Source organism: Psychrobacillus lasiicapitis (assembly GCF_006861795.1).
Taxonomy (GTDB): domain Bacteria; phylum Bacillota; class Bacilli; order Bacillales_A; family Planococcaceae; genus Psychrobacillus; species Psychrobacillus lasiicapitis.
This window is the reverse complement of record NZ_VDGH01000001.1, coordinates 225,909-240,046: the sequence shown is the minus strand read 5'-3', so window position 1 is coordinate 240,046 and position 14,138 is coordinate 225,909. Positions and strand designations below refer to the sequence as shown.

Below are 14,138 nucleotides of genomic sequence, written 5' to 3'. Positions count from 1 at the left end.
TTTAAAAATGGTCTTACTGGAATATTTTATTCCATTTTTTCTACTAATTTTGTGTTTACAATAGGGGAGCACAAAAGAAGGAGGAAATGAAATTGAATAAAAAACATTCTATCATGGTTGGATTGCTTGCAGGCGGCTTATTACTTTCAACGAATACAGCTGATGCAGCAATGATAACTGGAAATTCAAAAACTACTTCCGAGGCAAATACATCCATTACGTATCAATGGCAGTCTCCGATTAACGTTATGTATAATTACAATTTAAATAACTTAGATATTCAAAATCTGGTCAATGAGCAACTAAACAATCTAGAGCCGGCTATTAAGAAGGAACTACTAGAGGCTCAGAAATCACTCAACACTAAAACAGTCCAAGAGGATAAAAAAACAGTCGCAAAAGAAAAAGCGCCAGTAGTTGAAAAACCCGCTGAAAAAGAAAAAACGCCAGTAGTTGAAAAACCAGCAGAAAAAGAGAAAGCACCTGTGGTTGAAAAGCCTGTTGAAAAAGAAACAACACCAGTAGCAGAAAAACCAGCTACTCCAGTAACTCCAACTACACCTGTAACAACACCAGAAGTGAAAGAACCAGTAAAAGAAAATACGGAAGCTGGACAAGTATCTTCTGTAATTCAACAAGTAGTAGATTTAACCAATCAAGAACGTGCAAAAGCTGGGTTGAAAGCATTGCAAATTGATACAAAGCTTACACAATCAGCTCAAGCAAAATCACAAGATATGAAAGATAAAAACTATTTTTCTCATACTAGTCCAACATACGGTTCACCATTTGATCAAATGAAATCTTTTGGTATTATGTATAATTCAGCAGCAGAAAATATTGCGATGGGTCAACGCAGTGCAGCCGAAGTTGTAAAAGCATGGATGGAATCACCAGGTCATAAAGCAAATATTATGAATCCATCTTATACACATATCGGAGTAGGATTATCAGATAGTGGTTACTACTGGACTCAACAATTCATCGGAAAATAATTTATTCGAAAACCTACTAAGTAGATAACTTGGTAGGTTTTTTTATGATTTTAAATCTACTGTTTGTCGATAATTTCTTCTAACAAATTTATTGCTAAATGATCATTAAGCCGTCTATCAGACTAGTTAGAGGAAACGATAATAGGGAGTTATATAAATCTGTCAACAGAGGATAAATCGTAATATTTGAGTATTGTGGTTATGTTATCCAATTAACTAACTAAAATCATTATATATATGAGCATTTCCTTTTAAATTGGTTTTACTGGAATATTTTATCCTAATTTTTCTACTAATTTTATGTTTAAAATAAAGAGGCACAAAAGAAGGAGGAAATGGAAATGAAGAAAAAGCATTCAATTATCGTTGGATTACTTGCAGGGGGATTGTTACTATCAACTAATAATGCAGAAGCAGCAATGACAACTGGAAATTCACAATCTACTTCAGAGGCAAATACATACGTTACGTATCAATGGCAGTCTCAGTATAATTACAATTTAAATAACGTCGAAATTCAGAATATTATAAATAAAGAATTAAAATCGCTTAATATTAAAGTGATAAATGGAGCTAAGCAACCAACTGTTATCAAGAAAGCAACAGTAGTTAAAAAACCAGTTGTGAAGAAGCCAGTTGTTACTGAAAAAGCACCAACAGTTAAGAAACCAGTAACACCTGTAAAACCACCGGTAGCAGAAAAACCAGCAACACCAACAACACCACCAGTAGTTAAAGAACCAGCTAAAGAAAACAATGCTTCAGTGCAAGTACCAGCTGCAATTCAACAAGTAGTAGACTTAACCAATCAAGAACGCGCTAAAGCGGGGTTAAAAGCATTACAAATTGATACAAAGCTAGCACAATCAGCTCAAGCTAAATCACAAGATATGAAAAACAAAAACTATTTTTCTCATACGAGTCCAACATATGGCTCTCCATTTGAACAAATGAAATCTTTTGGTGTTACGTATAAATCTGCAGGAGAAAATATCGCAAGAGGTCAACGTAGTGCAGCAGAAGTTGTGAAATCATGGATGGCATCACCAGGTCACAAAGCGAATATTTTAAATCCTTCGTACACACATATCGGAGTAGGCTTATCGGATAGTGGATACTACTGGACACAACAATTCATCGGAAAATAAATAACAAAACTACCAAGCTATTATAACTTGGTAGTTTTTTAATGCTCTAGGAAATCGTAAAACGCTAGATTAATGGACTTTTAAAACAAAATTATAAACAATTTTTTTTACTGTCTAAACCCAATAAATAACTAAGAGTAACCAACCGATCATCGGAAAATAATAAATTTAAAACGACGCATTTAAGCGTCGTTTTTTGCTACTCTTCTTTGTAAGTAAATAAGTCTTGAAACAAGGGTAATGGCTCCAACGGTAAGTCCTACTATCAATCCGATCCAGTAGCCAAAACGTTCAAAGGAGGTATAAGTCGCTAAATAATATCCGGTAGGCAGTCCGATAATCCAGTAAGAGATAATGGCCATGATAAACGTGACCGTTACATCTTTATATCCACGCAGTGCACCTTGTACGGGTGCTTGAATCGCATCTGATAATTGGAAAAGCGCTGCAAACAAGAAAAATTGGACGGTTAATGAGATTACATATTGATCATCGGTATATAGAGCTGCGATCGGTTCTCGGAATATTAATAGAATAGAAGATGAGATAAAACTGAAAAATACCGCTGTACCTACACTTAACCAACTATAGGTTTTCGCATCTTTGTATCGTTTTGCTCCTACTTCATGGCCTACTAAGATTGTTGCTCCCATAGCTATACTAAGGGGAATCATATAAAGTAGGGAAGTAAAATTCATGGCTATTTGATGCGCAGAAATGACCTCGGTCGAATACTTACTCATCAGAATGGTTACAGCTGAGAAGATAGTAGTTTCCGCGAATAGCGCCAAACCAATAGGTACACCAATTTTAGTTAGTGTGCCCATTTTTGCAAACGATGGTTTACGCCAAAATTTAAAGATCATTAACTCGGCGAAAGGTTTATTTTTATAAACAATGATGATTGCAATTATAAGGACAAGCCAATAAGTTACCGCGGAACCAAGACCTGCACCAACTCCCCCGAGTGCAGGGAAGCCAAACTTGCCATAAATAAAAACATAGTTTAGACCGATGTTAATCGGTGCAGATAATAAGGTGATAAACATGGAAACTCTCGTCTTCCCTAATGCATCGATAAAGGAACGAAGGACACTATATAAAAATAAGGGAATAAGACCAATACACATCATATATAAATATTTCTTCGCGACTAAGCGTACACTATCTTCAAGGGGTATTAAATTCAATACAGGATCGATCAAAAATAATATCCCAAGAAAAACGATAAATGCTAGAAATATAGCAATATAAAAACCTTGTTGTACAAAGGTTCGTACATCTTCTATCTTTTTTGCACCGATAAATTGTGCTACAATGGGCGTAATTCCTATTAATATACCAGTTAACCCGGTATAGACAGGAACCCAAATGGAGGATCCAATAGAAACACCTGCTAGATGATCAATACTATATTTACTTGTCATTAAAATATCAAAAAAGGTCATTAAATAAAGTGCGACTTGTGTGATTAAAATAGGTACTACAATTTTAATCATGTATTTACTTTTTTCGGGTAGTGATTTCGTTTCATACATTTTGGCATACATCCTTTAAGTTTTAAAATAGTTAGGAGATTATGAATGAATAATAACACAATCGTATTAACGGGTGGGGGAACTGCTGGCCATGTTTCGTTAAATGAAGCAATTATCCCCGAGTTAATAAAAAAAGGATATAAAATCCATTATATAGGCTCATATGATGGTATCGAAAAAACAATTATTCAAGAAAATTTTCCAACTTTACCTTATCATTCGATTTCAAATGGTAAACTACGAAGATATTTCTCAGTAAAAAACTTTTCCGATCCATTTAAAGTATTATACGGTACTTTACAAGCATTGAGTATACTAAGAAAAGTAAAGCCGTCAATTGTTTTCTCAAAAGGTGGATTTGTATCTGTTCCAGTTGCTATCGCCGCAAAGCTTGCAAATATTCCAGTAGTCATTCATGAATCCGATTTAACACCAGGACTTGCAAATAAGATTGCATCTTCCTTTGCAGAACATATTTTTACAGTTTTTGAAGAAACTTTAAACTATTTGCCAAAAGAAAAAGCATCTTCAATTGGAGCTATCATTCGTCCAGATTTATTTTTTGGCAATGAAGAGGTTGCCGAAAGACTAACTGGCTTTCAAGCAGAGAAAAATACATTAATCATAATGGGAGGAAGTCAGGGCTCCGCTAAGATTAATGAAGTGATTAAAGACAATATAGAGGCTTTAACAAGCAAGTTTCAAATTATTCATCTTTGTGGTAAAGGAAACTTGGATGCAACATTAACAGGTAAGCCTAATTATATCGCATTTGAATATGTAACCGATGAATTACCTCACTTATTGAAGATTTCGGATTATGTCATAAGTCGTGCAGGATCAAATTCTATATTTGAATTTCTGGAGCTAAAAAAACCGATGTTGTTAATCCCTTTATCGATTCATGCGAGTAGAGGAGATCAAGTTTTGAATGCTAACTTTTTTGAAAATAAAGGATATGCATTAAAGCTAGAAGAAGAGCACTTAACAACGAAGAGTTTTATGGATACACTTTCCGATTTAGTAAAATATAAAGAGGAAATAATCGATAAACAATTTACGGCAGATTCTTCCAAAACACCAGATCAATTTACAGAGTTATTACTTACGTATAAAAAATAAAATGGAGCAGGAGAAGGAAATGAGGATATTTTCTTCTTCTGCTTTTTTTATGGCTAAGAAAATTACAAGCTCCATGGTTGTCGATCAGTATAGGGAAACTGTGCGGTAAATTAAATGACTCTGTTAATGTCCGCTATGATTTTCACTGCAGTCGTACGCTTTCCGCCGGGTGAGCGATGAGCCATCCCCGCCGCTTTGGCGTACGTTGGGATGGCTCATTTTGCTCCCTCATCCGGCAGGAGTCGACGCCTACAGCGAAAATCAATAGAAAATACCCAATTATTAATACCATCCCATTAAAAAAAAATTTTAACCAGTTTTTTCATTACATTTATCCAATAAATGGCTTAGGGCAACCAACCGATTACTGGGAGCAACCAGTTCTACTATGAAAGCAACTAAATCAGCACGAGAGCAATCAAATTGCCGTAGAAAGCAACTAATTCTCAAAACACCAAGTTTACTTGCTGTAAGACAACTATAATTCCGACATATTAAGTATCTTAAAGCTTGTCGAACTCGCCAGGCTACATCTTCTAGACTAGTTTGTCGTGTTCGAGGTGTGTTTTGTTGCGTCCGCAGTGAATATTGTCTCGTTCAACCATTTATTGTTAGTACGTAGTTAGCAACTTCCTTTGATTTTCGCTTCAGGCGGCGACTCCAGTGGAATCAAGTGAGCAAAATGAGACTTCACAACGTACGCGCGCAGGCGCGGCAGTGAAGGCTCATCGCTCACCCCACGGAAAGCGTCCGTCCTGCAGCGAAAATCATAGTGGACACTTTATTTCATTTCACTACCGCACGGTTTCCCTATTATGTGCGGCATACTAAAAATACATGAAATCTTTTTTAAAAATTTTTAAAAATCGAATATCCATGGAAACAAAGGAAAAACTGATAAGGATTAAAACGAAAGGAGTGTTCCGAATGAAGAATCGTAAAGAACCACATGAACAGTTCACCATGAAAAATAATGGGTTGAGCTCTATGCAAGAAGTTATCTACCAAAAAGAATTCAATCGTGCGGATAAAGCGACAACCAAGAAAAATCAAAGTCATCATAAAAAATAAACATTTTAATGAACTCCGACCTAGGCAACTTTTTCGGAGTTCATTTTTTATTTAAAAAAAGCAAAACCATGATATCTACGCTATTCAATTGCTAAAGTAGAATTAATATATAATCGAACTTTCATGATTTGATAAGTAAAAAACTCATATAAAAGCAGCATCTCCAAAAGAGAGATGCTGCTTACATATTTATTTATCTTAAATCATAAACTATCTGGCAAAAGTTATACATTACATCGCTTGTTCTTCTTCGTTGTTTTGTTGCATCATCACTAAGTGGAACAAGTCTTTTGGAATATAGTACAAATCATAAACTTCCTGTTTTTTGTTAATCTCTGCATAAATAGAAGGATGTGATTCGTTTGCTTTAATCGTATATGGAAGTTTTTCCGCAGCGCGAATGCTCTTCGGATTCGTTTTACGAATACGTAAAAATACTGTATGAATGTCTAGCTCGAAGAATAATTCCTCTAAAAATTGTTCTTTTGCTTTCTTATTGTAGCCAAGCCCTTGGAATTGAGTGCCAATCCATGTACCCAAAAATCCAGCTCCATCTTCAATATCAAACAAATTAATCGTGCCAATTGGTTGACCGTAATCACTTACAATCGTACGAGTGATTACCGTTCCAGCTTCCTCTTCTTCCATCAATTGCTTCGTTAAAAACCAATATTCATCCGCAGAATATGCTTTATGACGTACATAAGGCAATACAGTAGGATCTGACATAAGTTCATATAGAGAAGTACATTCATGCAAATCTCGTTTTTTTATCAAAAAAAGCGCCCCCTAAAGAAACCAATAAATGAGCATAGTCATCCTAGGTCCCTGAAATTTTTCATTTCGAATTGCATAAAAAATTTCGGGGTAGGAATCGAACCTACTAGGACCAGCTCAAAACTGGTGGCGCACCATTTGCCTTCCCTCGGCAAAGCGAACTTTGCCTTATAAAATTATTTGCATTAATAATATACTTTGTTTTTGCGATTTTGCATAGTGTTAAATCGTGTCAATTTTATTAAATGTTCGTAAAGAATATAAACTAAAATACTTGTATGTTGAACACTAAATACATATGATTATAGGATATAAAGTACAGAAAGTGATAGGAGTTTGTTTAAGAAAATGTCTTACCCAATACTTACGCAAAAACAATTCCATTTATTATATGATTTAGTAGACGAATATGTGTTTTTCATGCGTAAAGAAAGAAATACTTTTGTTTATGAATATATCAATAAAAAAGCAGAGGAAATCTTTAATGAAAACCCACACGGCAGACTGTTAGAGCAATGTTTTGATGACTTTCACTGTAAAACGATTCTCTACCATTACAACCGAGCGTGTATGCTTAAACAATCTGTATCTTATCAAGATCACCACTGTATAAAAGGTGCAACATTTGTAAACGAAACTTCGGCAATTCCTATTTTTGATGGAAACAATGTATATATTCTAGCAACAACAAAAGAAGTGATTAAAACAAAAGAATTGCAAGAGTCTACTTATATATTAGAGAGTTATCGTAAAGGAGTAAATGATGCAGCCCTTGTCGCAATGACGAATGAAAAAGGGATCATTGAAATGGTAAATGAATTATTTGAGACAACCTCTAAGTTTACAAAAGAAGAGCTAATTGGAAAATCATTTTGGATGATAAATTCAAACTATCATGAAGATAGTTATTTTGAGCAGATTTGGGAAACCATCCAAAAAGGAGAGATTTGGAGAGGTCAAATTCGTAATCGAACAAAATATGGTTCCTTCTATTGGGTAGATGCCACAATTATACCTATCACCAATGAAAACGGAATTATCGAGAAATATTTAACGATTCAATTTGACAACACGGAAAAGAAACAAATGATGACGGAACTACGTAATATTGAACGATCTTTTAAATTGATAACAGAGCATTCCAATGATCTAATTGCTATTACAGATGAAGATGGGTATTTGCTTTATTCATCACCAAGTCATGAAACTATTTTAAATTATGAAAAGGAAGAATTGCTTGGAACTTATTATTTGAATATAATCGCAAAGGAATCTTCTAATCTAATAGAAAATTTGAAAACGAATCTGATGCAGAACAATAATAACAAAATACGGACGGAGCTTCTGATAAAAACAAAAGATGGATCTACCATATGGACTGATACAACTATTACAACCGTACAAAGTACAGTTTATGATGAAGAGCAAAAGTGGTATGTTTTTGTATCTAGAGAGATCACGGAAAAACGTGCGTTAGAGGAACAACTGAAATTTTTGGCATTCCACGATAGTTTGACAGGTTTACCAAATAGACGTATGTTCTATGAAAAAATACCCGAAGCTATTCAATTAGCATCTAATACAAATATAGCAATACTTTTTATAGACGGTGACAATTTTAAAGAGGTTAACGATCAGTTTGGGCATGATATGGGGGATCGTTTTTTAAACCATTTTGCAGAAAAGTTAAAGCAAAGTGTTCTAGAACAGTATAAAATCTACCGCTTTGGTGGAGATGAATTTGTCATTGTAGTAGATCAAATAAATGATTATATAAATGGGAAAAGTGATATGCTTGAAACAACCATACAATCTATACAATATACATTCAAAAAGGGGTGGACGATCGACACCATTCAATTTTCACCAACTATCTCAATTGGTGTTTCCATTTTTCCGCATGACGGCTCTACTGTAAATGAGCTTTTAATAAATGCAGACCTGGCATTGTATGAGGCAAAAAAACTTGGTAAAAATAATTTTGTATATTCTAATGCCGTTCATCCATAGCATGAACGGCATTTTTGAAAGGATTTGTCTAAATTGAAGCGGCATATTTTACTTATAGAAGACGAGATAAATATCGCTAAATTTGTAGAACTAGAACTAAAACATGAAAATTTTCTTGTTACAGTTTCTCATGATGGTAGAGAAGGGGCAGAGCTAGCTTTAGCTAATGATTATGACTTGATGCTAATAGATGTCATGCTTCCTAATTTAAATGGCTTAGAAATTTGTCGAAGGATTCGGAAGAAAAAAGAAACACCTATCATATTAATAACAGCAAGAGATGCCATAATTGACCGGGTATCAGGTTTAGAAGCCGGGGCTGATGATTATGTTGTGAAGCCCTTTGCGATCGAAGAATTATTAGCTAGGATACGCGCCATTTTAAGAAGAGTGGAAAGGCCGCAAGCAGCGATCGTTGACTTGACGATTAATCATTTAACAATTGATCAAAAAGCACATCAAGTATTCTACCGAGATAAAGAAATCTTGCTGACGAAGACGGAGTATGATTTACTTGTCTATTTTATGGAGAATAATAATATCGTATTAACTCGAGACATTATATTAGAAAAAGTTTGGGGCTATGAAACAGAAGTTGAAACGAATGTCGTTGATGTGTATATACGACATTTGAGAAGAAAATTGCCCGAAGAGATCGCCTCTCTTATTGAAACGGTCCGAGGGGTTGGATATGTGATGCGCACATGAAGCACTGGACGTTACAAAAAAAATGGACATATGCTTCTGGTCTTTCGATTTTTTTAAGTTTCTTCATGATGTGCGTTATACTATTTTTCTCTCTTTATAATTGGTTACTCCTTTCAGAAGAGAAGCTTGCACAAAACACATTGCAGGAAGTAGTACACTTTTTTGAGTCTAAAGGACCCATAATTTCCATCCAAGACATCCAGCGAAATAAAACATTGCTCAATCAACTCGTTAACCAAAAACAGTCCGTTCGTATATTAAATGCAGACGGAATAGAAGTGTTGCGTATAAATGATGCAAGCCCTTTTCCAAGCTTTTCACAGACATTAACTGCTGACTTTCAAAAAGAAAAGTTAAATGGACAACTGCTGCTTTATAAGGGGGCAGAAATTGATTTTGGCTTGTTTAAAGGCTATGTAGAGATTTCTCATAGTCTAGAAAATTTTTCGCAATTAATGCGCTATATACTGATAGCAATGGTGATTTTCACCATTATTGCACTTATACTTTCCGCATTAATCGGTTATTCCTTGTCATCGATTTTATTAAGACCTTTAAAAGAACTTCGCGATGAGATGCAAGAAGCGAAACGATTAAAATTTTCAAAAGAAGTTCATTTTCAATACGCGACAAATGATGAGATTGGTGAACTATTAACGATTTATAAGCAACTGATGAATGAAGTTTCAGAAACGATCACGAGGCAAGATGAATTTATTCATAATGTGTCGCATGAGCTACGTACACCTATTCAAGTTGTAGAGGGGCATTTGTCTTTATTAAACCGTTGGGGGAAAGAAGACAGAGAGGTGTTAGATGATTCATTGCAAATTTCCTTAACTGAAGTGCAAAAGATGAAATTACTAATTGAAGAAATGCTTAAGCTTGCGAAAAGAGAGCAATCCAATGATCGAGCAAAAACAACTATCTCTACAATCGTATATGAGTTGGAGCAGAAGTATCGGATTATAGCACCAGCTGTAACGATAAAATTTATAGGAGATAAAACGGAAGCCCTTACGATCCCTGCTACTGTTTTAGAACAGATCATAGGCAATCTAATCGACAATGCCATTAAATATAATATAAATCAGCCAGAAATTATTGTGACAGTGGCATCGGATGACACGCAAACGTTGTTATCCATTATAGATAATGGGATCGGTATTCCAATTGATATACTTCCTAAAATATTTGATCGTTTTTTTGTTGTCGATGAAGCGAGAACAAAAACAAAAGGAGGCTCTGGTTTAGGGCTAAGTATCGTAAAACGGTTAGTAACCGAATATAACGGGAAGGTTGATGTGGAAAGCAAAGTAAATGAAGGTACAAAATTTAACATTATTTTCTCTAATATGCCAAAAGAGGAATAATCCAATTATCCTGCATTAACTGGCAGTAAGACTCCCACTTCAACATTTAAGGAAGCGAAAAGGTAAATAGGAGATCAACTGCCCGTAAAATCCCGATGAAATGATCCCAGACTAAGTACGCAACATACTGTTGCTCCTGCGCAAAGCTCGTCGCAAAATAAAAGAGCGTTTGCAACGTCTGTGTGACCCACATCGTGTGGGCCCAACTAGCAATCGTGGGGGATGACGGGGACTAAGAGCGCGACGTCCATGTCGCAACGTCCCCACTAGCACATCCTGTGCGTCGGAAAACCTCCAATGATTGAAGTTTCACTTTATCTCTAATTCAAATATTATTTTAATTCTTATATAATTTGAAAAAAAGCATTGTATTTTTTTTCTAGAGTAGTAAGATGGATATGGAAAAATTGTTCTTTCAAACTATACTTTCAGTCCTTTTGAAAGAGTGGTAAAATATAAATGTGTACATTTTGTGTAGTTCACAAAATTTTTACATTCCAATTTATTCTACTTAATTAATTTATGTTTTTTTTCATCAATGCCTAAAGGCACAAAATGTTGGAGGTTTTTCTAAATGTCGAACAATCAAACACCTTGGTCAGCTTTTTCTGGTCCTAACCTTGGTTATGTGATGGAGCAGTATGATTTATTTTTACAGTCTCCAGACGAAGTGGATAGCGAACTAGTTAGCTTATTTCAACAGTATGGTGCACCTAAAATCGCACCAACTACTTCCATTACTAATGTTGACACATCTGCAGTAGAGCCAAATAATTTTGAAAAAATTATTCGTGCTATAGAACTTGCCGATGCTATTAGAGCAAATGGACATTTAACAGCGGATATCTATCCATTAAATGATGGTCCAAAAGAAGATCCGAAAATTGATCCGAAAACATATGGTTTAACGGATCAAGATTTACGTGAAGTTCCCGTTTCATTTTTAATAACGAATGCTCCAAATAGTATTACAAATGGTTTACAAGCAATTGAACATTTAAAAGCAGCCTACACAAATAAAATTGCTTTTGAAATTGCACATATCGTAAACAGAGAAGAAAAATTATGGTTGCAAGAAAAGATTGAAAAAGGTGCTGTATTAGAAAATCTTTCAGCAGATGACAAAAAAGCATTACTAAAACGTTTGACGCAAATAGAAGGTTTTGAAAAATTTATCCATCGCACTTTTGTCGGTGCGAAACGTTTTTCCATTGAAGGATTAGATACTTTAGTTGTACTAATGGATGAATTAGTACGCCAATCAAACAAAACAAATACAAAACAAGTAAATATCGGTATGGCGCACCGAGGTAGATTAAATGTATTAACACATGTGTTGCAAAAACCATATGAGATGATGTTCGCGGAATTTGCCCATGTTCCAAGCGAATCATTTTTACCGAAGGATGGATCACTAGAGATGTCTGAAGGTTGGTATGGGGATGTGAAGTACCACAAGGGTGCTGCATATCGTTCGCCGTCTGGTTTAACATTAAAATTAGCATATAATCCATCTCACTTAGAGGTTGTTAGTCCGGTTGTTACGGGCCAAACTCGTGCAGCGCAAGAAAAAACAGACGAAGCAGGATATCCAGTGCAAGATAAAAATGCAGCATTCGCTATATTAGTGCACGGGGATGCAGCTTTTCCAGGTCAAGGTGTTGTAACAGAAGTATTAAACTATAGCCGTATACGTGGATTCCAAACAGGAGGATCTATTCACATTATTGCAAATAATATGATTGGATTTACTACAGAACATTATGATTCACGTTCTACACATTATTCTTCGGATCCAGCAAAAGGATATGAAGTACCTGTAATACATGTAAATGCAGATGATCCAGAGGCAGTTCTTGCTGTGGCGAAAATTGCGCATGAGTATCGTCAAAAGTTTGGAAAAGACATTGTGATTGATCTATTAGGTTACCGTCGTTATGGACATAACGAAATGGATGAACCACTTGTAACGAACCCAACTATGTATCATAAAGTTCATAAGCATCCAACAGTTCGCGAACTTTATGGACAACAACTAGTAGAAGAAAAGTTAATCGAAACAGCTGATGTGAAAACTTTAGATGAATCGATTTTCAGTGGAATGCAAGCGGCTTATGACCGGGTAAAAGAGCTTCCACCAACTACTGCCCATGATATTGTCATTCCAGAAGTAGTATTAAATGGTATGCCGGAACTACAAACAGGTGTAGAAGAAAGCAAGCTTGCAAAAATAAATGAAGAGCTTCTTACTTGGCCAGCTGAATTTACAGCATTTAAAAAACTAGCAAAAATTTTAAAACGTCGTGAAGAACCATTTAAAGGAAAAGGGAAAATTGATTGGGGTCATGCAGAGACACTTGCCTTTGCTACGATTTTGCAAGATGGAAACTCCATTCGTTTAACTGGTCAAGATGCTCAGCGTGGTACTTTCTCACATAGACACCTAGTGCTACACGATGAAAAAACAGGTGCAGAATTAACGCCAATTCATGCCATTAGCGATGCAAAAGCTTCTTTTGTTGTTCATAACAGTCCATTAACAGAAGCTGCTATTCTAGGTTATGAATTCGGATATAATTTAGAGGATCCAAACTCCTTATCTATTTGGGAAGCTCAATATGGAGATTTCGCAAATATGGCGCAAGTTATGTTCGATAACTTTATAAGTGCTGCAAGATCTAAATGGGGATTAAAGTCAGGCCTTGTTATGTTATTACCTCATGCTGCTGAAGGTCAAGGGGCAGAGCATTCAAGCGCACGTCCAGAACGTTATTTACAGCTAGCTGCTGAAAATAACTGGACGGTAGCCAATCTTTCAAGTGCGGCAAACTATTTCCATATTTTACGCAGACAAGCTAAAATGTTAAAAGAGGATGCTATTCGTCCTTTAATCATTGTGTCTCCAAAGTCGCTGTTACGTCATCCATTAGTTGGGGCAGATGTTGTCGAACTAACTACTGGTCAATTTGAAACAGTATTGGAACAACCAGGTCTTGGTAAAGACGCTAATACGGTGGAGAAAATCATCTTTGCAAGTGGTAAATTGGCAATCGATTTAGCAGATAAAGTTAAAGATGGAGAAGGATACGATCATTTACACATTGTACGTGTAGAACAGCTTTACCCATTCCCTAAAGAAAAGATCCAAGCAATTGTCGAACGCTATCCAAATGTGAAACAGCTTGCTTGGGCACAAGAAGAGCCTGAAAACATGGGTTCATGGAATTTCGCTCTTCCATATTTACTGGAAATTGCTGATGGCAAAGAGATCACATATGTAGGTCGTGTACATCGTTCCAGTCCAGCTGAAGGTGACGGAGATACGTACAAGTTAGAACAAGCAAGAATCATTGATGAAGCATTAAAAAGTTTATAAGAGAAGCTAGGATATTCAGA

At 35.6% G+C, this 14,138-nt stretch carries 10 protein-coding genes; 8 read left to right on the top strand and 2 right to left on the bottom strand.

Annotated features, from left to right (window positions below):
* The first annotated feature begins 92 nt into the window (after positions 1 to 92).
* Together FG382_RS01190 and FG382_RS01185 are read left to right on the top strand one after the other, a co-directional pair.
* Positions 93 to 995: a CAP domain-containing protein gene (locus FG382_RS01190; protein ID WP_229677326.1), complete on the top strand. Its 903-nt coding sequence runs from the start codon at positions 93 to 95 to the stop codon at positions 993 to 995.
* A gap of 341 nt (positions 996 to 1,336) precedes the next feature.
* On the top strand, positions 1,337 to 2,143 hold the full coding sequence (locus FG382_RS01185) for a CAP domain-containing protein (protein WP_142537046.1): 807 nt from the start codon (positions 1,337 to 1,339) through the stop codon (positions 2,141 to 2,143).
* Between the two features lie 182 nt (positions 2,144 to 2,325).
* Here the strand turns inward: FG382_RS01185 and FG382_RS01180 are convergent, their stop codons facing one another.
* Complete coding sequence (locus FG382_RS01180; RefSeq protein ID WP_142537045.1) at positions 2,326 to 3,681, bottom strand: MATE family efflux transporter; 1,356 nt, start codon at positions 3,679 to 3,681, stop codon at positions 2,326 to 2,328.
* A gap of 45 nt (positions 3,682 to 3,726) precedes the next feature.
* On the opposite strand from FG382_RS01180, the gene FG382_RS01175 reads away from it, so the two are divergent.
* On the top strand, positions 3,727 to 4,803 hold the full coding sequence (locus FG382_RS01175) for an undecaprenyldiphospho-muramoylpentapeptide beta-N-acetylglucosaminyltransferase (RefSeq protein WP_142537044.1): 1,077 nt from the start codon (positions 3,727 to 3,729) through the stop codon (positions 4,801 to 4,803).
* A 927-nt stretch (positions 4,804 to 5,730) separates the two neighbouring features.
* Complete coding sequence (locus FG382_RS01170; protein ID WP_142537043.1) at positions 5,731 to 5,874, top strand: YfhE family protein; 144 nt, start codon at positions 5,731 to 5,733, stop codon at positions 5,872 to 5,874.
* 231 nt (positions 5,875 to 6,105) lie between these two features.
* Here the strand turns inward: FG382_RS01170 and FG382_RS01165 are convergent, their stop codons facing one another.
* The gene (locus FG382_RS01165) at positions 6,106 to 6,651 is read right to left on the bottom strand and encodes a GNAT family N-acetyltransferase (RefSeq protein ID WP_142537042.1); all 546 of its coding nucleotides are present in this window, start codon (positions 6,649 to 6,651) and stop codon (positions 6,106 to 6,108) included.
* 348 nt (positions 6,652 to 6,999) lie between these two features.
* Between FG382_RS01165 and FG382_RS01160 the strand changes: the two genes are divergently transcribed.
* The 4 genes from FG382_RS01160 (at position 7,000) to FG382_RS01145 (ending at position 14,118) form a co-directional block, all read left to right on the top strand.
* The gene (locus tag FG382_RS01160; RefSeq protein WP_142537041.1) at positions 7,000 to 8,661 is read left to right on the top strand and encodes a sensor domain-containing protein; all 1,662 of its coding nucleotides are present in this window, start codon (positions 7,000 to 7,002) and stop codon (positions 8,659 to 8,661) included.
* Between the two features lie 33 nt (positions 8,662 to 8,694).
* A complete protein-coding gene (locus FG382_RS01155; protein WP_142537040.1) occupies positions 8,695 to 9,369 on the top strand; it encodes a response regulator transcription factor in 675 nt (224 codons plus the stop codon).
* Positions 9,366 to 10,742: a sensor histidine kinase gene (locus FG382_RS01150; protein ID WP_142537039.1), complete on the top strand. Its 1,377-nt coding sequence runs from the start codon at positions 9,366 to 9,368 to the stop codon at positions 10,740 to 10,742. The genes FG382_RS01155 and FG382_RS01150 overlap by 4 nt, the downstream gene beginning before the upstream one ends.
* Before the next feature lie 574 nt (positions 10,743 to 11,316).
* The gene (locus FG382_RS01145; protein ID WP_142537038.1) at positions 11,317 to 14,118 is read left to right on the top strand and encodes a 2-oxoglutarate dehydrogenase E1 component; all 2,802 of its coding nucleotides are present in this window, start codon (positions 11,317 to 11,319) and stop codon (positions 14,116 to 14,118) included.
* The last annotated feature ends 20 nt before the right edge of the window (positions 14,119 to 14,138 follow it).